Source organism: Streptomyces sp. NPDC002676 (assembly GCF_053592455.1).
The window spans coordinates 456,259-478,752 of record NZ_JBSFVT010000001.1; the positions used below are offsets into that span (position 1 = coordinate 456,259).

Here is a 22,494-nt window from a genome sequence, read left to right on the forward strand (position 1 = left end):
AAGCCCACGGCTCCACTCTGCTGCCGACCGCTGCCCTGCTCCTAGACTCTCCACCGTGGCATATGAGCGGAACTCCCTACTCGGTCGTCTTGTCGGCTTCCGGCTGTTTTCGGTGCAGTTTGTCCTGGACTATGTCCAACTGCGGTTCGACGGCCCGGCCGACGACAGGCCCGTGCTCACGTGTGACGTGCTGCCGATCGTCACGCTGTCCGGACAGCGGTTCTCGCCGGCGGAGGCCGGCTGGACCGACGCGCTGCGTGGACTCATCTCCCAGCATGTGACCGCCACGCACGAGGAGACCGGCATCGGGGTCAAGGTCGACTTGTCGACCGGCTCCATCCAGTTGCACCCCACCGAGAGTGAACTCGTCGGTCCGGAGATCGCGATGCTCAACGGTTTCGTCGACAACTCCTGGACGGTCTGGCGGCCCGGCGAAGACGCCTTCGAAGACCTGTAGTCGTATGCGGTGCGCCGCGCGTGTGGCCGGGGGCGACGTGCCGGAGCGGTGGTTGCGTCCTCGACGGATGGTGGCCACCGTGAACGGGTGATTCTCGTTCCGGGCCGGATGTGGCAGCGGGGGTCGGTGAGCCGGGCTGTGGGGGCCGGCCTCGCCGCCGGCGTCTTCTTCGGGGCTTTCGTTCTCCTCGAGGCGAAGTCATGGGTGGCCGCCGTAGTGGTCTTTGTGGTGCTGAGCCTGTTCTACGGGACTCGAGTGGCGCGCCGGATGAACAGGATCTGGCCTGCGGCCAAGGGCATGAACCGTGCCGACCGCGCGGCCGTGGTACGCGCCACCCGGCGAGGCGAGGCCATCGACGATCCCCGGCTGGCGCCCTCGGTCGTCGAGTACGCCGGCGCCCTGCGCCGGGCCGCCGAGGACGACCGGCTGCGCCGCTGGGTCGTCCTGCTCGTCACCGCGCTCGCGGTCGCTCTCGCCGTGTACGACACCGTGATGGGCTCCACCGGCGAGACCATCGCCTCGTGGCTGGTGGTCGTGCTCCTCCTGGCCGACCTGATGTGGTGGCCTCGCAGTCGGGCCCGCCTTCTGGCCCGAGCCGGCCGGGCAGAGGCGTCGGCCCGCCGCACGCACTCCCGGTGAGGCTCTGGGGGCGGAGGCCAGGGGTGCTCGGAGAAGACCTCAGGCCGGGTGCGGCTGTGCGCGCCTGTGGCGCACCGCGCCCTCCTGGGCGAGGCGGCGCAGCAGCGCCAGGACCGGTTCGAGCAGCAGGATCACGATGGCCGCTCGTTCGGCCAGCTGTTCCGGTGTGTCGATCCCGTCGAGCTGTTCGAGGTCGAGGCGGGCGACCGATGCGGCAAGCCTTGCGTAGGGGAGCAGGTCGTCGTTGCTGAAGGGGACGCCGAGACGACTGAGTTCCTGCAGACTCGCCGCCAGGGCCTGCGGGTGGGGTGAGTCGTCCGAGATGTCCCACTCCATGGCGTCGAGCAGTTCCTTCACCTGCTGGAGTTGCGCAGGGTCGGCCTCCGCCTCGCCCGACTCCGCCGGGATCGGCAGCGCGTGGTGCAGTACGCCGAGGGTGGGCCGGGACTCCTCCGGGTGGTCGACCGCCGACAGCACGTCTCGGGTGGCCGCGATGGACAGGCCCCCGCGGGCGGTCAGTGCCCGGATCAGACGCAGTCGCTGGACGTGCTCTTCGTCGTACTCGGCGATCGTGGCCCCCATCGAACGTCCGGGCGGCAGCAGGCCCTCGCGCAGATAGAACTTGATTCTCCCCACCGGAGTCCCGGATCGGCGGCTCAGCTCCGAGATCTTCATGCGCTCCCTCGACTTTCTGCTGGTGCCAGTGTCCCAGGTGCCTGGAGGCTGGACCCCCATATTGGAAAGTGCTACTTTCCAGTACTGGAAAGTACAGGTTTCCAGTTTGTCGCCCCTCCCGGCGGCCGGCGCGAACACCACGCACACAGAGGAGAAGCGCATGGCCAGTTCACCCACACACGCCCGCACCAGCGCACGGCACCTGCTCCGGGGGAGCCGCCTGTGGATCGCATCCGCAGCGGTGATCGGCTTGCTGTCCTTCCTGCTCTCGCTGCTCTACCTCGGAGCGAACAGCAACCCCGTCGGGGCGATGCACGACCTGCCGATCGCTGTCGTCAACGCCGACCGGGGGGTCGAGCACGCGGGCAAGCGGATGAACCTGGGTGCGCAGATCACCGAGCGGGTCGCCGGCGCCCCGCAGCTCAAGGGCAAGGTCGCCTGGAAGCAGGTGGACCGTGCCGAGGCACGGCGGCTCATGAGCCACAACAAGGCGTTCGGGGCGCTGGTCGTCCCAGAGAACTTCTCCGCCTCCGTGCTGGGGCTCGCGGCCCCTGGCAACGCTTCCCCGTCACAGCCGACGCTGCAGATCCTCACCAACCCCGCGGCCGGCAGCTTCGGCTCGAACATGGCCGAGCAGGTCAACCGCGAGGCCGCGCACAACGCCTCGGTCGCGCTGGGCAAGAAGCTGGGGCACCGGCTGGCCCACCAGGCCGCCCAGGCCGAAGCGGCCGGTAAGCACGTCACCGCACCGAGCGCCCCCGAACGGCTGCTGCTCGCGGACCCGGTCAAGGTCGTCGTGGCCCAGGGCCACCACCTGGGCAGCCACAGCGGATTCGGCCTGACCTCCTTCTTCTACACCCTGGTGCTGGTGCTCGGCGGCATGCTCGGCGCCAACGTGATCCACATGCAGGTCGACACCGCCCTCGGCTACGCCGCCAAGGACCTCGGCCCCTTCCGCACGGCCGAGCCCGTCCGGCATCTGAGCCGCACCCGCCACTTCCTGGTCGGCTGCGCACTCATGGCCGGAGTCTCCCTGGTCACCTCGGCACTGGCGATGGCCGCCGCCGTCGGGATCATCGGCATCGACGCCTCGCATCTGCTGCTGCTCTGGATCTTCGGGGCCTGCGCGACGATGGCGATGGGCTGCACGGCGCTCGCGCTGCTGGCGGTCCTGGGCACCCCTGGGCCGCTCGTCTCGATGCTCGTGCTGATCGGCCTCGCCATCCCGTCGGCGGGTGCCACCATCCCGCTCCAGGCGCTGCCGTCCTTCTACCGCTTCCTCGCCGAGTTCGAACCGTTCCGCCAGGTCCTCGACGGGGTCCGGTCGATCCTCTACTTCGGCGCCCAGCTCGACGCCGGACTCGCCCGAGGCTGGACCATGACCGGCGTAGGGCTCGCGCTCTCACTGCTCCTCGGACTGGGCCTGACCCATCTCTACGACCGCAGGGGCCTGCACCGCACCGCGCAGCTCGAACCGGTCGCGCTCCCTACGGCTGCCTGATCCGCCCCCGGGCGGGCGCCGGTCTCTCATGTCCCGCCCGCCCCGGTTTTCCCCCGCAACGGATTTCCTCAGGGAGCCCCGCTCGATTTCTGAGTGGGGTCAGGGCAGCAGGACGGCCTTGCCGCGGTTGCGGTGGGCTTCCAGGTCGGTGTGTGCCTGTGCCGCCTGGGCCAGGGGATAGGTGCGCCAGATCGGCACGGTGAGCTTCCCGGCGGCGGCCAGCTGCACCAGCTCCGGCAGGGATTCCCCGGCCTGGCCGGCGTCGGCGGTACTGAAGCGGACGCCGTGCTGCGCGGCGGTCATGTCGGCGATGGTGATCACGTGTGCGCCGTCCCCGGCCAGAGCGACGGAGTCGGCGAGCACGCCGGCACCGGAGGCGTCGAGGACGAAGTCGACTCCTTGGGGGGCCGCCGCCTTCACCCGCTCAGCCCAGCCGTCGCCGTAGCGGACCGCAGTGGCCCCGAGTGCGGTGAGGCGCTCGATGTCGTGCTCGCCGGCTGTTCCGATGACGGTGATGCCGCGAGCGACGGCCAGCTGCACCGCGATGGTGCCCACGGCGCCACCGGCGCCATGGACGAGCAGGGTCTGACCCGCGTGCACACCCAGCTGACCAAGGACACGGAAGGCGGTCCGGCCGACCGTGACCAGCGAGGCGGCGGCCTCCCACGACAAGGCCTCGGGTTTGGCCACCGGCCGGTCGAGCAGGGTGTACTCGCTGTAGCTGCCGGCCGTGGCGGAACCGACGACCTCGTCCCCCACGGCCGCACCGGCTCCTTCGCCGACGGCATCGACGACACCGGCCGCGTCCAGGCCGGGGGTCACGGGGAAGCGGACCGGGAAGGTGCCGGCCATCAGACCGGACCGGATCTTCAGGTCGAGAGGGTTCACGGAGGCGGCCCGCACCCTGATCCGGACCTGGCCCGGGCCGGGCTCCGGCGCTGTGACCTCCGACAGCTGCAGCACCTCGGGCCCGCCGTACTCGGAGAATGTGATCGCTTTGGACATCAGGAACTCCCTGGTAGAAGCAGGTGGGGAGACGGCCGCACGTGCTCTGACCCACTGTGCGGCCGTCTCGGCCCGGTCGCCGCTCAGGCGGTGAGGGTGGGGTAGTCGGTGTAGCCGCGGTGGTCGCCGCCGTAGAAGGTGGACTGGTCCGGGGTGTTGAACGGTCCGCCGACGGCCAGGCGGGCCGGAAGGTCGGGGTTGGCCAGGAACAGCGCCCCGTAGGCGATCATGTCCGCGCCGACGTCGTCGATCAGCTTCAGCGCGTCGGGACCGGTGACATCGGGGTGGGTGAACGGGTTGAGGACGAACGTGCCGGGCCAGGCCTTGCGCAGCCGCGCGGTCAGGTCGCGGTCCGGGCCCTCCATCAGGTGCAGGTAGGCCGGTTCCAGGCGGGCGAGCTGGTCCAGCAGCGCCCCGTAGACCTCGCCCGGGTCGTCCTCGGAGATGTCGTTGAACGGGTTTCCGGGCGAGATCCGCAGGCCGACCCGGTGGCTGCCGATCGCCTCGGCCACGGCCGTGACGACCTCCACCGCGAAGCGGATCCGGCCCTCGGTGGTACCGCCCCACGCGTCGGTGCGCCGATTGGTGTTGGGCGCGAGGAACTGGTGGATCAGGTAGCCGTTGGCGCCGTGGATCTCCACGCCGTCGAACCCGGCCTCGATGGCGTTGCGGGCCGCGTCCGCGAAGTCGGCGATCGTCTGCCGGATCTCCGCTTCGCTCAGTTCCTTCGGGGTCACGAACTCCTTCGGCCCCTCGTGGGTGAAGACCTGGCCGCCCGCGGCCACCGCGGACGGGCCCACCGGCACCAGGCCGTCGGGCAGCAGGCTGGGGTGGCCGATGCGCCCGGTGTGCATCAGCTGGGCGAAGATCACGCCGCCCTCGCGGTGCACGGCGTCGGTCACCGTCCGCCATGCCTCCACCTGCCCGGACGTGTGCAGGCCAGGGGTGTCGGGGTAGCCCTGGCCGACCGTCGAGGGCTGGATGCCCTCGGTGACGATCAGCCCCGCACTGGCGCGCTGCGCGTAGTACGTCGCCATCAGCTCGGTCGGCTCCGCACCGGGCCCGAAGGCACGGCTGCGGGTCATGGGCGCCATCACGACGCGGTTGGTCAGGCGCTTGCCGCCCAGGTCGATCGGTTCGAAAGCAGTGGTCATGGCCTCTTCCTCGGGATTGCCTGTCCGAACAACTAAATCACCTGTCCGAACAGGTAAATCCCGCCCGATCATTCCCGGGTTTGAATGTGATGCGCGTCACATGCCTCGACCTGGCAATCCCCCCGAGGAAGTCCGGATGCCATGTTGAGCGGCCTACTTGGAGGTACGGTTATGTTGCTCGGGCAGGGAAATGAGGGAGAGATGGCGCAGTCCACACCGGAAGCCGGATGGAGCCCCGCGGGGACGGGGTATGAGGCCACCGTCCCGGTGCCTGCCGCGGCCGGCAGTGGTCCGATCAGCCACGCGATCTTCCGCCTGGCCCGCCTGCATCGCATGTTCGCGGGACAGCTGCTGCGCCGCATCGGCCTGCATCCGGGCCAGGAGCTGGTGATGATGCACCTGTGGGAACTCGGCCCTCAGCGCCAGGCCGACCTGGTACGCCTGCTGGACTCCGACGCCGCCACCATGACCCGCACCGTCCGGCGCCTGGAACAGGCAGGCTTCGTCCGCCGTCGGCCCTCACCCACCGACAAACGTGCCTCGCTCATCGAACCCACGGCAGCCAGTCATGCCTTGCGCCGTGAGGTCGAGCAGGTCTGGGCCCAGCTCGAAGACCTCGTGGCGGCAGACCTCTCCGCCGACGAACAGGCCGAGGCCCTGCGCACCTTGGAACGCCTGGAGCACAACCTCGCGCAGGCCGCCGCCGATCAGGCGGGCGCGAGCACGGAACGCTGACATCGACCACTGCCCCGATGCGGACGAGCCCCCTCCCGGCCGGGAGGGGGCTCGCTGCGTGTTCTCGTCGGGTGCTAGGAGTTGTTCGCGCCCGGTGTCGGGGGGTGCAGTTCTGCCCAGGCGGCTGGGCAGACGAGGATGGCCGGGTTGTTGTCGGTGTTGTTGTCCTCGACGCAGATGATCTCGAAGACCCGCCCGGTGGTCGTCAGGACGTCGATCTTGATGCCCTGAGCGTCGAACTCATTGATGGAGACCCCGCAGGCGAAGCCGGGGGCGCCGCCGTTGGGGTAGTTCGTGCGGGTGCTGAGGTCGGTCCATCTCAGCGTATGGTCACGGCTGGCGCGCAGGTCCCTGATGCCGCCGTAGGTCAGGGTGCCGCTCACCGCCGCGCGCAGTTCGTACTCGCCCGATCGCTGCGTGGCGTCGATGTCGGCACAGGGTCCGGTCGCGCCGGTCGCGCCGGTCGCGCCGGTCGCGCCGGTCGGGCCGGTCGGGCCGGTCGGGCCCTGGGGGCCGGTGGGCCCGGTGGGGCCGGTGGCGCCCCTCGGGCCCCTCGGGCCCGTGGGACCCTTGCAGTTGTTGTTCCCGCCGGAGGGCGTCGCGGCGGACTTCTGCTTCTTGTGGTCGGGCTTGCATTCGTCGCCGCCACCGCCGTACTGCGTGACCGTCGGTCTGTGCTCGGGCATGCTGCGAGCAGCCGCCGCCGCGGGGCTGGCCACACCGGCCGCGAGGACCAGGGCCAGCGAGGTCAGCATTCCGGCCTTCTTGAACCTGTCCCGGGCCACCGGCCCGAGCAGGGAGGACGTCCTGCACTCAGGACTCATCGACGCACTTCTCCTTCGCTCGAAGCAGTCCGGGTGCGTTCCCGGACTCCGGTGTGAGAGTGACCTGTTCGCACCTGGATGAGCCGTCAGGAGTGCGCGCAACGCGCCGTTTGTCCTTAGATCGGGCTAGTCGATGTCTTCAGATCGGGTTACCCCCTGGCGTGGATCGACGGGCCGGGCGCGGGCGTGTGTCACATTCACCGCCGTGAAGCCGCAGACCCTGCCGCAGGCCAAGCAGTCGACCACGTCACAGACCCAGTCGCGGACCAGGCCACAGACCCTGTGCCTCTGCATGATCGTCAAGAACGAGGCGGGCGTGATCGAGCGCTGCCTCGAGTCCGTACGACCCCTCGTCGACACCTGGGTGATCTCCGACACGGGCTCCACCGACGGCACCCAGGACCTCGTCCGCAAGGTGCTGGACGGCATCCCGGGCGAGCTCCACGAGGAGAAGTGGGTCGACTTCGGGCACAACCGCACCAGCAACATCCGCCGGGCCCGCGGCCGGGCCGACTACCTGCTCACCCTCGACGCCGACCACGTGCTGCGCCAGGACGCGCCGCTGCCCCGGCTCACCGCGGCGTCGTACATGCTCCGCTACGACACCCCTGGCACCCAGCACCGCTTCAAGCACCTCATGCGGGGCGACCTGGAGTGGCGCTACGAGGGCGTCACCCACGAGTACCCGTGCACCGACGCGCCCGACGACCAGGAGAACCTGGACGCGCTCGTCATCGAGGACCACGCCGACGGCGGCTGCCGTGCCGAGAAGTTCGATCGCGACGCCCGTCTGCTCCGCCGCGAGATGAAGCGCGATCCCGACAATCCGCGCACCGTCTTCTATCTCGCCAACACCGAACGCGACCGGGGGCACGCCCGGGAGGCGATCGAGCTGTACGAGCGGCGCGCGGCGATGGGCGGCTGGCCCGAGGAGGTCTACTGCTCGCTGCTGGAGTCCGGGATCCTGCGGGCTGAGCACGCCGACGACTGGCCCGGCGCCATGGACGCGCTGAGCAGGGCCTGGGAGGCGCGGCCCGAGCGCCTGGAGGCGTGCTACGAACTGGCCTCCCGGCTGCGGGTGATGGGCCGCTACCGGACCGCGCACGCGATCCTCGCCGACGTCGTCGGCCGGCCCGAACCCGACGACCTCCTCTTCACCCGGTCCTGGGTCTACCGCTGGGGCCTGCTCTTCGAGTTCTCCATCGCCGCATATTGGGTGGGCGATCACACGGCCGCCGTGCGCGCCTGCGACCGCCTGCTCGCCCTGCCCGACCTGCCCGACGCGATCCGTCAACAGGTCCGCGCCAACCGGCAGTTCTCCACCCCGTACGTCTCGACGACATCGACCACCGTCCCGGCGCCGTCGTCCCCCGCACCCGGGCGGCGTCTGCCCAGGTCCAAGGCCCGGAAGCGGTGAACGGCCCCAAGACGTGACGGCATCGCAACCAAGGGCGGGAATCCGGACCCGCGGCCCCGCGCGTCTACGCCGGTATGGAACTCCAGAAGCCGTCCTCCCAGCCGCAGCAGCCGCCCGAGGGGTGTCTCGTCGTCGCGCTCAGGATCCCGCTGCGGATCCTCATGTTCGTGCTGGTGCTGCCGGTGCGGCTGCTCTGGGACGCGGTGGTCGCGGTCGCGCGGTTCCTGTGGCGGTACCTGCTCGCCCCCGTCGGCCGCGCGATCGGCTGGGTCCTGTACGCCCTCTTCGTCGTACCCCTGAAGTGGCTGTACCGGTTCCTGCTCACGCCCCTGGGGCGCGCCCTCGCATGGGTGTACGTGCACGTGCTCACCCCGATCGGGCACGGGATCATGTGGGTCCTCGCGCCCGTCGGCCGCGCCCTGGCCTGGGTCCTGTACTGGATCACCCGCATCCTCTTCGTGCTGCCCGCCCTCGCCCTGTGGCGCTGGATCCTCGCGCCCGTCGGCCGGTTCCTCGCCGTGATCGGGCGGGGGATCGGTACGGCCCTCGGGCACGCCTGGCGGGTCGCCGGACATGTCTCGCGCGCCGTCGGCCGGGTGCTCGGGACCCTCGCCCGGTGGATCTTCCTGGATCCGCTGCGCTGGGTGTACCGGACCGTCCTCACCCCGGTCGGGCACGTCGTACGGGACCTCGTGCTGCGGCCCGTCGCCCAGGTGGCCCGTGCGGTGGGGCGGGCCGTGCGGGAGGCCCGCGCGGACCTGAGGCGGATGCTGTTCGGCGAGCCCCGGCAGCCGGTGCGCGTGGACCCGCGGGAAGCCGTGCGCGCAGACCGGCGGGAACCCGGGAGCCGTGCGGCACGTACTCTTGATAGGAGTACGACCGCTCTCACGAAGGACTAGGACACTGGGCAAGCGACAGCCCGAAGGCCCGCCGCCCGCACCCGCGGTGCAGCGCATCCGACTGCGCTACACCAAGCGAGGCCGCCTCCGGTTCACCAGCCACCGTGACTTCCAGCGCGCCTTCGAGCGTGCGCTGCGCCGCGCCGAGGTGCCCATGGCGTACTCGGCGGGGTTCACACCGCACCCGAAGGTGTCGTACGCCAATGCCGCACCCACCGGCACGGGCAGTGAGGCGGAGTACCTGGAGATCGCGCTCACCGATCAGCGCGACCCTGAGAAGCTGCGCGTCCTCCTCGACGAGTCGCTGCCCGCCGGGCTCGACGTCGTCGACGCGGTCGAGGCGCGGACCTCCGGTCTCGCCGACCGGCTGACGGCCTCCGTCTGGGAGCTGCGGCTGGACGGCGTCGACCCGGCCGGCGCCGAACGCGCGGTCGAGGCCTTCACCGAGGCCGACACCGTGGAAGTGCAGCGCATGACCAAGAACGGCGTCCGCACCTTCGACGCCCGCCCCGCGGTCGTCAGCCTGGAGGTCGTGAGCACAGAAAGGCACAGTTCGCCGGCTGATAGGCCTACCGACCAGCCCTGTGCGATACTGCGGCTGGTTGTTCGGCACGTGACGCCTGCCGTACGACCCGACGACGTCCTGTCCGGTCTCCGCGCCGTGGCCGACCTGGCGCCGCCGGTCCCCGCAGCGGTGACCAGGCTGGCGCAGGGGCTGTTCGATGAAGAGACCGGCACGGTGACCGACCCGCTCGCGCCCGACCGCGAGGCAGCCGAGGCCCTGACGGCCGTACCGGCAGCCGCCGCGGCGGCGCCGACGCCGGAAGGTCCCGCGTAGGGACGGACGTCGTAGCGCCGCCCTCGTACTCGGGAGCCACCTGGGTCGGGCAGCGCACCGACCAGAAGACTTTCGCCAGGCCGTGCACAACAAGGCGTACGGAACCGGCGAGACAAGACACAGAGAGCTCCCGTGCGGCGCCCGCGCCCCGGACGGCGGCCATCGCGCATCGCGCGGGCCGCGGACGTCAACGGCGGGCGGTCCATCGCGACCGCCGCCGGACCAGGCGCGGCGCCCGGGAGCCTGACGGGAGAAACGCCCGCATGCTGGAACCGACCGAACCCAACGAGGGTTCCGAACTGAACACTCCCAGCGACACCCTGCCGCCGCGCAGGCGTCGCCGTGCCGCCTCACGCCCGGCGGGCTCGCCCGCCGCGGCCGAGGCAGCCACCGAGACCACCGCGCCGGCCATGCCGGCCGCGGAGCTCGCCGACAGCGACGAGGTCGCTGAGCAGGGCGAGATCGCCGAGGAGGCAGTGACCGAGGCTGTGGCGGCTGCCGCCGTCGTGGCCGAGGCCGCCCCGCGTCCCCGCCGCCGTGCCACGCGCCGCGCGTCCGCGCCTGCCGGGGCTCCGGCCTCGGCCGAGGCCGTGGAGACTGTCGTTCCGGCCGCCGAGACCGCGCCCGCGGTCGTCGAGGCCGAGACCGAGGCTGCCGTAGAGGCCGCGCCTGTCGCCCGCCCCCGTCGTCGCGCCGCGCGCCGTGCGTCGGCGCCCGCCGGTGCCCCGCAGGTGGCCGAGGCCACCGAGACCGTCGTGGCCGCCCCGGCCGCGGAGGCTCCGGAGGCCGTCCCGGCCGTGGAGACCCCCGCTGTCGAGGCTGAGGCCGCGTCTGCCCCGCGTACCCGTCGTCGTGTCGCGCGTCGTGCGTCGGCGCCCGCCGGTGCCCCGCAGGTGGCCGAGGCCGCCGTCGCCGCCGAGGTCGTCGAGGCCGCCCCGGCTCCGGAGGCCGTCCCGGCCGTGGAGACCCCCGCTGCCGAGGCTGAGGCCGCGTCTGCCCCCCGTACCCGTCGCCGTGTCGCGCGTCGTGCGTCCGCGCCCGCCGGGGCTCCGCAGGCCACCGAGGCCGCTGAGGCCGCCCAGACCGTCGTGACGGTAGTTGCCGAGGAGGCGCCCGCGTCCGTCGAGCCCGCCCCGGCCGCCGAGGCCGCTGAAGAGGCGGCGCCGCGTCGTACCCGCCGTCGCGCCACCCGCCGGGTCGCCGCGCCCGCCGGTGCTCCCGAGGCTGCCGAGCCGGCCGCCGGGGCCGCCCCGGAGGTCGCCGAGCCCGCCGAGGCGCCGCAGGCCCCCGCTGCCGAGGCCCCCGCCGAGCCGGCCGCACCGCGCCGTCGTCGCCGGGTCGTGCGGCAGGCCGCGACCGGGTTCTCCGAGCCCGCGCAGAAGTCCGCCAAGCAGCCCGCGCAGCCCGCCGCCGAGGAGGCCGAGGCCGAGGCCCCGCGCCGGCCGGCGCGCCCTGCCGTGGCCGTCTTCCAGGCGCCCGTGTTCGCCGAGCCGAAGTTCCAGACCCCGCAGCGGGCCGCTGCCGAGGCCGCCGCCGTGGCTGCCGAGGCCGCTGAGCCCGCCGAGGCGGAAGAGACCGAGGAGTACGCGGAGGAGCGGGCCGAGGCCGGTACGCGCCGCCGTCGCCGCCGCCGGGGCGCCGCCGAGGAGACCCGGGTCTTCGAGGCCGCCGCCGCGGACGAGGAAACGGTGGAGGCCGAGGAACTCGCCGAGGCCGAGGAGGCCGAGGAAGCCGAGGGCGAGGCCGAAGGCTTCGAGGAGGCCGGTGCGCGTCGCCGTCGCCGTCGCGGTGGCCGTCGTCGCCGTCGCGGTGAGGCCGCCGAGGGCGAGGGCGCGGAGGCCGAGGAACTGGCCGCCGAGCAGGCCGCGCAGGACGCCGAGGACACCGCCGAGCAGGAGGAAGAGGACGAGGAGGAGGCCCGCGAGGAGGGCGCCGCGTCCAGCGCCGGCAGCCGTCGCCGCCGTCGCCGTCGCCGCCGTGCCGGTGACACCGCCGTCGACACCGAGCCCGACGAGGGCGACCCGGAGCGCACGGTCGTCAAGGTCCGCGAGCCCCGCAAGCCCGCCGAGCCGTCCGACGAGGTGCAGTCCATCAAGGGCTCGACCCGTCTGGAGGCCAAGAAGCAGCGTCGCCGCGAGGGCCGCGAGCAGGGTCGCCGGCGTGTGCCGATCATCACCGAGGCCGAGTTCCTGGCCCGGCGCGAGGCCGTCGAGCGCGTGATGGTGGTCCGCCAGTACGGCGACCGTACGCAGATCGGCGTCCTGGAGGACGGCGTGCTCGTCGAGCACTACGTCAACAAGGAGCAGTCGACCTCGTACGTCGGCAACGTCTACCTGGGCAAGGTCCAGAACGTGCTGCCGTCGATGGAGGCCGCCTTCATCGACATCGGCAAGGGCCGCAACGCCGTCCTGTACGCCGGTGAGGTCAACTTCGAGGCGCTGGGGATGGCCAACGGCCCGCGGCGCATCGAGTCCGCCCTGAAGTCCGGCCAGTCCGTGCTCGTCCAGGTGACGAAGGACCCCATCGGTCACAAGGGCGCCCGCCTGACCAGCCAGGTCTCCCTCCCGGGCCGCTACCTCGTGTACGTCCCCGAGGGCTCCATGACCGGCATCAGCCGCAAGCTGCCCGACACCGAGCGGGCCCGGCTGAAGACCATCCTCAAGAAGATCGTCCCCGAGGACGCGGGCGTCATCGTGCGCACCGCCGCCGAGGGCGCGAGCGAGGACGAGCTGCGCCGGGACGTCGAGCGGCTGCAGGCGCAGTGGGAGGAGATCCAGAAGAAGGCCAAGAGCGGCAACGCGCCGACGCTGCTCTACGGCGAGCCGGACATGACCGTCCGGGTCGTGCGCGACATCTTCAACGAGGACTTCTCCAAGGTCGTCGTCAGCGGTGACGACGCCTGGGAGACGATCCACGGGTACGTCTCGCACGTCGCGCCCGACCTGGCCGACCGGCTGTCCCGCTGGACCAGCGAGGTCGACGTCTTCGCCACGTACCGGATCGACGAGCAGCTCGCCAAGGCGCTGGACCGCAAGGTCTGGCTGCCCAGCGGCGGTTCGCTGGTGATCGACAAGACCGAGGCGATGGTCGTCGTCGACGTCAACACCGGCAAGTTCACCGGTCAGGGCGGCAACCTCGAAGAGACCGTGACCAGGAACAACCTGGAGGCGGCCGAGGAGATCGTGCGCCAGCTGCGGCTGCGCGACCTGGGCGGCATCGTCGTCATCGACTTCATCGACATGGTCCTGGAGTCCAACCGCGACCTGGTGCTGCGCCGTCTGCTGGAGTGCCTGGGCCGCGACCGTACGAAGCACCAGGTGGCCGAGGTCACCTCGCTGGGGCTCGTGCAGATGACGCGTAAGCGCGTCGGCCAGGGCCTGCTGGAGTCCTTCTCCGAGACCTGTGTGCACTGCAACGGCCGTGGCGTCATCGTGCACATGGAGCAGCCGACCGCCGTCGGCGGCGGCGGCAAGCGCAAGAAGCGCGGGCGCGGCGGCGACGGTCACGTCCACGAGGCCGCTGTCGAGGCCGTGGAGACCGGCGAGGCCGTCGAGCCGGAGCTGGAGACGGTCGCCGAGGTGGCCGCCGAGGTCGCCGAGCCCGTCGCGCTCCCGGCCCCCGAGTTCGCGCCGGACGAGGAGCTGTACAGCAGCATCGCCGAGGCGGAGGCGGCGGCCACCCGTGGTCGCGGTCGCCGTCGGGCGAGCCGCCGGGCCGCCGCTCCGGCGGGAGCGCCGAGGGCGGAGCGGGCTCCGAAGGCGGAGAAGGCCCCTGAGGCAGAGGTCGTCGAGGCCGCCGAGGCCCTTGTCGAGCCCATGGGCGCAGAGCCGATGGCCGTCGAGGCGCAGGTGGCCGCCGAGCCGCAGGCCGAGGCGATCGCCGTCGAGGAGGCCGCGCCCAAGGGCCGTACGCGCCGTCGCGCCACCCGCAAGGTGTCCGCGCCGGCCGGTGCCCCCGCAGGGGCCGAGGCGGCCGTGGTGACGGTGGCCGAAGCCCCGGTGGCCGAGGCTCCGGTGGAGCAGCCGGTGGCCGAGGTCCCGGCTCCGGCCGTGGCCGAGGAGGCGCCCGTCGAGAGCGCCGCTCCGGCCCGTCCGCGCCGCCGTGCCGTGCGCAAGGCCACCGCGCCGACCGCGACCGAGGAGACGGCCGTCGTGGTCGTCGCGTCGGCCGCGCCGGAGGAGGCTCCCGCCGAGGCCGAGGCCCCGGTCGTCGAGGAGACCGTCGAGGAGGCCGCTGCGCCGGCCAAGAAGGCGGCCCGTAAGACCGCCAAGAAGGCCACGGCGAAGAAGGCCGCCACCAAGAAGACCGCGGCCAAGAAGACGGCCGCGAAGAAGACGACGGCCAAGAAGGCGGCGAAGACCGTCAAGACGGCCGCCGCGAAGTCGACGGCGAAGAAGACCACCACGGTCTCCGCCACCGACGAGGGCTGACCCCCCGCGTAACACCCGTGTGGTCCTGCCGGAACCGACCGGCAGGACCACACGGTTTTCGGGGGGGAACCAGGCCCGAGCAAATGTGAAACAAAGGAGAGAACCACGATGATCGGCCTCGTGCTGGCGGCCGGCGCCGGACGGCGTCTGCGCCCCTACACCGACACCCTGCCCAAGGCCCTGGTGCCGGTGGGCCCCGACGGCGCTGAGGACTCGCTCACGGTGCTCGACCTCACCCTCGGCAACTTCGCCGAGGTGGGGCTGACCGAGGTCGCGATCATCGTCGGCTACCGCAAGGAGGCCGTGTACGAGCGCAAGGAGGCCCTGGAGCGGAAGTACGGCCTCAAGCTCACCCTCATCGACAACGACAAGGCCGAGGAGTGGAACAACGCCTACTCCCTGTGGTGCGGCCGGGACGCCCTCAAGGACGGCGTGATCCTCGCCAACGGCGACACCGTCCACCCGGTCTCCGTCGAGAAGACGCTGCTCGCCGCCCGCGGCGAGGGCAAGCGGATCATCCTCGCGCTGGACACCGTGAAGTCCCTCGCGGACGAGGAGATGAAGGTCGTCGTGGACCCCGCCAAGGGCGTCCAGAGGATCACCAAGCTGATGGACCCCGCCGAGGCGACGGGCGAGTACATCGGTGTCACCCTGATCGAGGGCGACGCCGCCCCCGACCTCGCCGACGCGCTGCGGGCGACCTTCGAGCGCGACCCGCAGCTGTACTACGAGGACGGCTACCAGGAGCTGGTGAACCGGGGCTTCCAGATCGACGTGGCGCCGATCGGTGACGTCCGGTGGGTCGAGATCGACAACCACGACGACCTCGCCCGGGGACGGGAGATCGCGTGCCAGTACTGACCCGGCTGATTCCCTCGCCGGTCGTCGTGGACGTCCGCCCGGGTGCCCTGGAGGACCTGGCGGCCATCCTCGCCGACCAGCGGATCTCGCAGTCCGGGCGGCTCGCGGTCGCCGTCAGCGGCGGCTCCGGGGCGAGGCTGCGCGAGCGCCTCGCCCCCTCGCTGCCCGGGGCCTCCTGGTTCGAGGTCGGCGGCGGCGCCCTGGACGACGCGGTGCGGCTGGCCGACGAGATGAAGTCGGGCCAGTACGACGCCGTGGTCGGCCTGGGCGGCGGCAAGGTCATCGACTGCGCGAAGTACTCGGCGGCACGCATCGGCCTGCCCATGGTCGCCGTCGCCACCAACCTCTCCCACGACGGCATCTGCTCGCCGGTGTCCATCCTGGACAACGACGCCGGCCGCGGTTCCTACGGCGTGCCGACCCCCATCGCCCTCCTCGTCGACCTGGACGTCATCCGGGAGGCGCCGGTGCGTTTCGTGCGCTCGGGCATCGGGGACGCGCTGTCCAACATCTCCGCCGTGGCGGACTGGGAGCTCTCCCACCGCGTCAACGACGAGCCGCTCGACGGCCTGGCCGCGGCCATGGCCCGCCAGGCCGGCGAGGCCGTGCTCCGGCACCCGGGAGGCTGTGGCGACGACGGCTTCCTGACCGTGCTGTCCGAGGGGCTCGTCCTGTCGGGCATCGCCATGTCGATCGCCGGGCACACCCGCCCCTCCTCGGGCGCCTGCCACGAGATCAGCCACGCCCTCGACCTGCTGTACCCCAGGCGGGCGGCGAGCCACGGCGAGCAGGTGGGGCTCGGCGCCGCCTTCGCCATGCACCTGCGCGGCGACCACGAGGGTTCGCTCCTGATGGCCGGGGCGCTGCGCCGGCACGGGCTGCCGGTGGTGGCGGAGGAGATCGGCTTCAGCGACGAGGAGTTCGTCCGGGCCGTGGAGTTCGCCCCGGAGACCCGCCCCGGCCGGTACACGATCCTGGAGCACCTGGAGCTGTCGCCGGAGGGCATCCGGAAGGCCTACGCGGAGTACGTGGCCGCCGTCGCAGCCGTTTCCGGCTGAGTCAGGCCCGGTTTGACCCTCACGGTTCAGCCCCGTAACCTTGACCGTCGGCGTGTCACTGAGTACGCCACATCCCCGTAAACCTCTTCCTCCCGGGCGCAGGGTTGGCCGGGAGAGGTCGTCCATGTCGTTTCTGGGCGGCTGGCCTGCGGGGGTGCCGTTTCTTCGAGCGAAAGAGAGATCCGCGTGTACGCCATCGTGCGCAGCGGTGGTCGCCAGCACAAGGTTGCTGTCGGCGACATCGTTGAGGTTGACAAGATTTCCACTGCCAAGGTGGGCGACACGGTCGAGCTCTCGACCCTGCTCGTTGTCGACGGCGACGCTGTGACCAGCGACCCGTGGGTGCTGGCCGGCATCAAGGTCCAGGCCGAGGTCGTGGACCACCACAAGGGCCAGAAGATCGACATTCTGCGCTACAAGAACAAGACCGGCTACCGCCGTCGCCAGGGCCACCGCCAGCAGTACACGGCGATCAAGGTCACCGCGATCCCCGCGGCTGCGAAGTAAGGACTGAGGAGACATGGCACACAAGAAGGGCGCATCGTCCACCCGGAACGGTCGCGACTCCAATGCCCAGCGGCTCGGCGTGAAGCGCTTCGGCGGTCAGGTCGTCAACGCTGGTGAGATCCTGGTCCGTCAGCGCGGCACCCACTTCCACCCGGGCGCCGGCGTCGGCCGTGGCGGCGACGACACGCTGTTCGCGCTGCAGGCCGGTGCGGTGGAGTTCGGTTCCCACCGTGGCCGCAAGGTCGTGAACATCGTTCCGGTCGCCTGAATCATCTGATTCAGCACCGAACGCTTTCGCGAGGCGGACCTCACTTCCCGGTCGGGAAGGATGGTCCGCCTTTCGCGTGTTAAGCAAGAAACACCCGTACTTTTCTGGAGGCACTGAACCATGACCACCTTCGTGGACCGCGTCGAACTGCATGTCGCCGCGGGTAACGGAGGCCACGGCTGTGCCTCCGTCCACCGTGAGAAGTTCAAGCCCCTCGGCGGGCCCGACGGCGGCAACGGCGGCCGGGGCGGCGACGTCATCCTCACGGTCGACCAGTCGATCACCACACTGCTCGAGTACCACCACTCCCCGCACCGCAAGGCCACCAACGGCAAGCCCGGCGAGGGCGGCAACCGCTCCGGCAAGGACGGCCAGGACCTGGTCCTGCCGGTGCCGGACGGCACGGTCGTGCTGGACAAGGCGGGCAACGTGCTCGCCGACCTGGTCGGCCACGGCACCTCCTACGTCGCCGCGCAGGGCGGCCGGGGCGGCCTCGGCAACGCGGCGCTGGCCTCGGCCCGGCGCAAGGCGCCCGGCTTCGCGCTGCTCGGTGTGCCGGGAGACCTCCAGGACATCGTCCTGGAGCTGAAGACCGTCGCCGACGTGGCGCTCGTCGGTTACCCGAGCGCCGGCAAGTCCTCGCTGATCTCCGTGCTCAGCGCGGCCAAGCCGAAGATCGCCGACTACCCCTTCACCACCCTCGTGCCCAACCTGGGTGTCGTCACGGCCGGCTCGACCGTCTACACCATCGCCGACGTGCCCGGTCTGATCCCGGGCGCCAGCCAGGGCAAGGGCCTCGGCCTGGAGTTCCTGCGGCACGTGGAGCGGTGCAGCGTGCTCGTGCACGTGCTGGACACCGCGACCCTGGAGTCCGACCGCGACCCCGTCTCCGACCTCGACATCATCGAGGAGGAGCTGAAGCAGTACGGCGGCCTCGACAACCGGCCCCGGATCGTCGTCCTCAACAAGATCGACGTGCCGGACGGCAAGGACCTCGCCGAGCTGGTCCGCCCCGACCTGGAGGCGCGCGGCTACCGCGTCTTCGAGGTGTCGGCGGTGGCCCGCACCGGGCTGAAGGAGCTGTCGTACGCGCTCGGTGAGCTGGTCGGCAAGGCCCGCGCCGCGAAGCCGAAGGAAGAGGCCACGCGGATCGTCATCCGGCCCAAGGCCGTGGACGACGCGGGCTTCACCGTCATCCGCGAGGAGGTCGACGGCGAGCCGCTGTTCCGGGTGCGCGGTGAGAAGCCGGAGCGCTGGGTGCGGCAGACCGACTTCAACAACGATGAAGCCGTCGGCTACCTCGCCGACCGGCTCAACCGCCTCGGCGTGGAAGAGCGGCTGATGAAGGCGGGCGCCCGCTCCGGCGACGGCGTCGCCATCGGCCCCGAGGAGAACGCGGTCGTCTTCGACTGGGAGCCGACCATGACGGCCGGTGCGGAGATGCTGGGCCGCCGCGGCGAGGACCACCGCTTCGAGGCGCCCCGGCCCGCGACGCAGCGCCGCCGCGACAAGCAGGCCGAACGGGACGAGGCGCAGCAGGAGTTCGACGACTTCGAGGCCTTCTAGAGCCTCGGCTGCCGCCGTACCTCGGCAGCACGGAAGTCGACGTAAAAGGGCGGGGCCCGGAGGACACATCCTCCGGGCCCCGCCCTTTCAGCGCTCGCTCACAGCTCCTTGGCCTGCTCCAGCATCCGGTCCACGACCCGCTTCGAGGCGTGGCCGTCGTCCAGGTCGCAGAACAGGTGGTGGAAGCGGTCGAAGCGGTCCTGGTACTCGTCGGAGACCCGGTCGATGTCCCGGATCGAGTCGATCAGCTCCTTGGAGGTGAAGACCAGCGGGCCGGGGGAGTCCTGCTCGAAGTCGAAGTAGAAGCCGCGCAGGGTGTCGCGGTAGTGCTCCAGGTCGTAGGTGAAGAACAGCATCGGCCGCTTCAGGTGGGCGTAGTCGAACATGACCGACGAGTAGTCCGTGATCATGATGTCGGCCGCCACGTACAGGTCGGCGATGTCCGGGTACTCGGACACGTCCCACACGAAGCCGTTGCCGGCGCCGGGCACCGCGTCCACGACGTTGGAGTGGCGGCGGATCAGCAGGACGTGGTCCTCGCCCAGCCGGCGCTGTGCGTCCTCCAGGTCGATCCGCAGGTCGAAGCGGTACTGCCCGGCGCTGTGCGCCAGGTCGTCGCGCCAGGTCGGCGCGTACAGGACGACCTTCTTGCCCTTCGGCAGGCCGAGCTGCTTCTTCACCCGCTCCGCGATGGCGTCCTTGTCCGGGGAGTACAGGTAGTCGTTGCGGGGGTAGCCCGCCTCCTGGATCTCACCGTCGTAGGAGAAGGCCCGCTTCAGGATCGGCGTGCTGAACCGGTTCGAGGACACGACCAGGCTCCACTGCTTGGCCTCCAGCGCCAGCTTCTCCTGGTAGCGGCGGTCGAAGTGCAGCGTGTCGATGTCGTGGCCGATCTTCTTCAGCATCGTGCCGTGCCAGGTCTGGACGATGACCTGGCCGGGGCGGCGCTCGATCCAGTCCGGCAGGTGGCCGTTGGTGACGATGTAGCGGCTGGAGGCGAGGGCCTCGTACCACTCGCGGCCCCACATGCGGACCCGCTCCACGCCCTCGGGCAGCAGGACCTGGCCGTCACGCACGGCCCACAGCTGCTTCAGGTCCGTGCCACGGCTCACCAGCTCCTCGTACATCGCCTTCGGGCTGTCGGAGAACTGCTTGCCGTTGTAGCTGAGGTAGAAGACCTGCTCCTTCAGCGGCTTCTGGAGCAGGGGCTGGTACAGCTCCTGGCGCAGCTGCTTCTGCCGGTACGGGCCGCGCTCCAGGTCGTCCAGCTCCGAACGGCAGTTCAGCTGCGGGAAGTCGGCCCAGCGGTTCTCCAGCCAGTAGCGGCGCCCGCCCAGGTCGGCCTGGAGCGGGAACTGCGCGGCGGCGAGGCGGTCGGTGACGAAGGGGACGTCGGGGCCGTCGGCCGGGCGCAGGAAGAGGTTCCAACGGCCGGCGCGCAGCGGCACGTTGCCGTTGCCGCCCAGCGTGGACGGGTCGAAGGCGACCTCGAAGCGGCCGTCGGCGAACCAGCGCGGCTCCACGAAGCGCTCCTCGAAGCGTGCGCGGGGCTTGAGCAGCAGCCGGGCGCCGGTGAGCCGGGCGTCGGTGCGGGCGGAGATGGTGATACGGCCGTCCCGCACGGCGACCTCGTCGATCACGGCACGCCGGGTGCGGCCGGACAGCTTCAGGTAGCCGTTGTGGCCGCCGACCACGGCCAGTTCGCACAGCTCGGCCTGCTCGCCCAGCGAGGCGGGCAGGTCGTACCGCCCGTCGGGCAGGCCCTCCTGCAGCACGGTGCTGAACTGGCGGGTGTTGCCCTGCGGGTCCGTGGCGATCAGGACGGTGGACCAGACGCGCTTCTCCGGCTGGGCCAGGGCGTCGACGCCCTCGTGGAACACCAGCGCCACGTCGGCGACCGGTACCTCGACCGAGAACCGGCGCTTGCCGCCCTCCTCGGTCACCTCGACCGGGTACTCGTGGACCTGGGCGCCCTTCTGGTTCTTCACCCGCAGCGCCACGCTCTCACCGGCGGCCAGGGGAACCCGGATCTCGCCCGTGACCCGCAGCCGGTCGCCGTCCAGCGTCCAGCCGGTGATCAGCGCCCGCACCTTCTCGACGCGGAGCTTGAGCGCGCCGCCCTCGACGGACGGCAGCAGCCGGAAGTCGGGGCTCAGCCAGTGGTAGGGCGGGAAGTTGCAGGCGGCGCCGCCGCTGGACTGCACGGCGGCACGGCGCACCAGGCCGGAGGCGTACAGGCCGAGGCCCACGTGCCACATGCCCTCCTGCCACTCGCCGCCCTTGCGCAGCTTGGCCGGGTCGAAGGTGACCTCCCAGCCCGACCAGTCGTAGTTGTAGCGGTCCTGCCCGGACTCGGTGGTGCGCTCGGGGCGCTCCACGTTGCGGGCGGGCAGCACCATGCGGCGGCGGGACTTGTCCTTGCGCAGCTGCAGGACCTTCACCGAGGAGCGCTTGGAGGGCAGGTCGATCTTGTCGATCCAGGCGTTGCCGGACAGCACCAGCTTGCCCTCGGACCAGCTGATGTCCACCAGCGGGGCGCGCATGCGCAGGTCCTGGTCGATGCGCAGCGCCTTGCGCGGGAAGTCCAGGTCGGCGTCGGCCAGGGAGGGGAAGGAGGCGTACTTGCGGACCAGGCCGCTGACCTCGATGGCCTCCTTGCGCCGCTGCCCGGCGAGCAGGGTGATCAGCTCTTCGAGCTGGTGCTTGCGCACGAGCAGCCACTGCACCCGCAGATGGGTGGGCAGCGCCATGACGACCTTGGGGTCGATGTGGTCCATGAAGCGGTTGGCGGACCGCAGGAACTCGGCGCGGTACTCCTCGTCGCCGTCGGGCACCACGTTGAGGAACAGCCGCAGGTCGTCCAGGAGGACGCGGGTGTCGTACTCCTGCTTCAGCCGGGCGAAGGTCTCGCCGCTCTGCTTGCCCAGGAAGTCGCTGATCTCCAGGACGGAGGTGACACGGTCGCGCACGCCGGCCGGGTCGGTGCGGCGCTGCGTGATGGAGGGGGCGGACTCGCCCTCGCGCAGCCGCCAGTAGTAGCAGGGCTCGGAGATGACGTCGACGGCGTCGGCGAGGTAGTGCGCCCGCATCGTGACGGGCGTGTCCTCGTACAGCCGGCCCTCGGGGAAGGCGAAGCCGTGCTTCTCCCAGAAGGTGCGGCGGAACACCTTGTTGCAGGCGATCCGGTCCGCGACGAGCTTGGCGTACTGGGATATGTGGGTGCGCTGGCGGGCCTCGCCGGCCAGCATCTTCATCAGCGGCACCTGCCAGGACTTCTCGCCCCTGAGGTGCCAGACGTTGCCGGTGGCGAAGTCGGAGCCCGTCTCGTCCAGGCTGCCCACCATCAGCTGGTAGGCGTCCGGGGGTATGAGGTCGTCGCTGTCGACGAACGTGACGAACTCGGACTCCGGCGCCATGTGGGCGATACCGGTGTTGCGGGCGGCCCCCAGGCCTCCGTTCTCCTTGCGTATCAGCCGGAACCGCGGATCGCGCTGCGCGTAGGTCTCCGCTATCGCGGCCGAGCCGTCCGGCGAACCGTCGTCCACCATGATGACCTCGAAGTCCTGGTACGTCTGCGCCGCCAGGGAGTCGAGGCACGCCGGCAGATAGAACTCGACGTCGTACATGGGGACGATGACACTGAGCCGAGGGGCCATAACG

Annotated in this window: 18 protein-coding genes; 13 read left to right on the plus strand and 5 right to left on the minus strand. The window is 71.3% G+C overall.

The genetic code is table 11. From position 1 onward, the window contains the following. Positions 1-55 precede the first annotated feature (55 nt). Together ACWD3E_RS02070 and ACWD3E_RS02075 are read left to right on the plus strand one after the other, a co-directional pair. Positions 56-457, plus strand: coding sequence for a hypothetical protein (locus ACWD3E_RS02070; protein ID WP_451385609.1), 402 nt, complete (start codon positions 56-58; stop codon positions 455-457). Between the two features lie 87 nt (positions 458-544). Beyond that, a complete protein-coding gene (locus ACWD3E_RS02075) occupies positions 545-1,096 on the plus strand; it encodes a hypothetical protein (protein WP_451385610.1) in 552 nt (183 codons plus the stop codon). A 39-nt stretch (positions 1,097-1,135) separates the two neighbouring features. Here ACWD3E_RS02075 and ACWD3E_RS02080 read toward each other — a convergent pair whose 3' ends face one another. Continuing rightward, positions 1,136-1,771 (minus strand): MerR family transcriptional regulator, encoded by a 636-nt coding sequence (locus ACWD3E_RS02080; RefSeq protein ID WP_451385611.1) that lies wholly within the window; start codon positions 1,769-1,771, stop codon positions 1,136-1,138. A 160-nt stretch (positions 1,772-1,931) separates the two neighbouring features. On the opposite strand from ACWD3E_RS02080, the gene ACWD3E_RS02085 reads away from it, so the two are divergent. After that, entirely contained in the window at positions 1,932-3,272 is a 1,341-nt protein-coding gene (locus ACWD3E_RS02085) for a DUF3533 domain-containing protein (protein WP_451385612.1), read from the plus strand. Positions 3,273-3,371: 99 nt separating this feature from the next. On the opposite strand, the gene ACWD3E_RS02090 is transcribed toward ACWD3E_RS02085, so the two are convergent. Then, a complete protein-coding gene (locus ACWD3E_RS02090) occupies positions 3,372-4,277 on the minus strand; it encodes an NADP-dependent oxidoreductase (RefSeq protein ID WP_451385613.1) in 906 nt (301 codons plus the stop codon). 83 nt (positions 4,278-4,360) lie between these two features. Next, positions 4,361-5,431: an alkene reductase gene (locus ACWD3E_RS02095; RefSeq protein ID WP_451385614.1), complete on the minus strand. Its 1,071-nt coding sequence runs from the start codon at positions 5,429-5,431 to the stop codon at positions 4,361-4,363. A gap of 201 nt (positions 5,432-5,632) precedes the next feature. Here ACWD3E_RS02095 and ACWD3E_RS02100 point away from each other — a divergent pair, with 201 nt between their 5' ends. Then, the gene (locus ACWD3E_RS02100; protein WP_451385615.1) at positions 5,633-6,166 is read left to right on the plus strand and encodes a MarR family winged helix-turn-helix transcriptional regulator; all 534 of its coding nucleotides are present in this window, start codon (positions 5,633-5,635) and stop codon (positions 6,164-6,166) included. Positions 6,167-6,240: 74 nt separating this feature from the next. Here ACWD3E_RS02100 and ACWD3E_RS02105 read toward each other — a convergent pair whose 3' ends face one another. Further along, complete coding sequence (locus ACWD3E_RS02105) at positions 6,241-6,990, minus strand: hypothetical protein (RefSeq protein WP_451385616.1); 750 nt, start codon at positions 6,988-6,990, stop codon at positions 6,241-6,243. Positions 6,991-7,195: 205 nt separating this feature from the next. Between ACWD3E_RS02105 and ACWD3E_RS02110 the strand changes: the two genes are divergently transcribed. The 9 genes from ACWD3E_RS02110 to obgE all read left to right on the plus strand — a co-directional run bounded on the left by ACWD3E_RS02110 (position 7,196) and on the right by obgE (position 18,834). Beyond that, positions 7,196-8,407 carry a glycosyltransferase gene (locus tag ACWD3E_RS02110; protein WP_451385617.1) on the plus strand — a complete coding sequence of 404 codons (1,212 nt, stop codon included), beginning with the start codon at positions 7,196-7,198 and terminating at the stop codon, positions 8,405-8,407. 74 nt (positions 8,408-8,481) lie between these two features. Next, positions 8,482-9,306, plus strand: coding sequence for a hypothetical protein (locus ACWD3E_RS02115; protein ID WP_451385618.1), 825 nt, complete (start codon positions 8,482-8,484; stop codon positions 9,304-9,306). Positions 9,307-9,352: 46 nt separating this feature from the next. Beyond that, positions 9,353-10,144 carry a TIGR03936 family radical SAM-associated protein gene (locus ACWD3E_RS02120; RefSeq protein WP_451385619.1) on the plus strand — a complete coding sequence of 264 codons (792 nt, stop codon included), beginning with the start codon at positions 9,353-9,355 and terminating at the stop codon, positions 10,142-10,144. Between the two features lie 263 nt (positions 10,145-10,407). Then, entirely contained in the window at positions 10,408-14,574 is a 4,167-nt protein-coding gene (locus ACWD3E_RS02125; RefSeq protein WP_451385620.1) for an Rne/Rng family ribonuclease, read from the plus strand. Between the two features lie 108 nt (positions 14,575-14,682). Continuing rightward, positions 14,683-15,435: a phosphocholine cytidylyltransferase family protein gene (locus tag ACWD3E_RS02130; protein ID WP_451385621.1), complete on the plus strand. Its 753-nt coding sequence runs from the start codon at positions 14,683-14,685 to the stop codon at positions 15,433-15,435. After that, a complete protein-coding gene (locus ACWD3E_RS02135) occupies positions 15,423-16,493 on the plus strand; it encodes an iron-containing alcohol dehydrogenase family protein (protein WP_451385622.1) in 1,071 nt (356 codons plus the stop codon). The genes ACWD3E_RS02130 and ACWD3E_RS02135 overlap by 13 nt, the downstream gene beginning before the upstream one ends. Positions 16,494-16,679: 186 nt before the next feature. Continuing rightward, positions 16,680-17,000 carry a 50S ribosomal protein L21 gene (gene rplU, locus ACWD3E_RS02140; RefSeq protein ID WP_100826193.1) on the plus strand — a complete coding sequence of 107 codons (321 nt, stop codon included), beginning with the start codon at positions 16,680-16,682 and terminating at the stop codon, positions 16,998-17,000. Between the two features lie 13 nt (positions 17,001-17,013). After that, entirely contained in the window at positions 17,014-17,268 is a 255-nt protein-coding gene (gene rpmA / locus ACWD3E_RS02145) for a 50S ribosomal protein L27 (RefSeq protein WP_061922958.1), read from the plus strand. A gap of 120 nt (positions 17,269-17,388) precedes the next feature. After that, on the plus strand, positions 17,389-18,834 hold the full coding sequence (obgE, locus tag ACWD3E_RS02150; protein WP_451385623.1) for a GTPase ObgE: 1,446 nt from the start codon (positions 17,389-17,391) through the stop codon (positions 18,832-18,834). 98 nt (positions 18,835-18,932) lie between these two features. Here obgE and ACWD3E_RS02155 read toward each other — a convergent pair whose 3' ends face one another. Continuing rightward, the gene (locus ACWD3E_RS02155) at positions 18,933-22,490 is read right to left on the minus strand and encodes a bifunctional glycosyltransferase/CDP-glycerol:glycerophosphate glycerophosphotransferase (RefSeq protein WP_451385624.1); all 3,558 of its coding nucleotides are present in this window, start codon (positions 22,488-22,490) and stop codon (positions 18,933-18,935) included. Positions 22,491-22,494 lie beyond the last annotated feature (4 nt).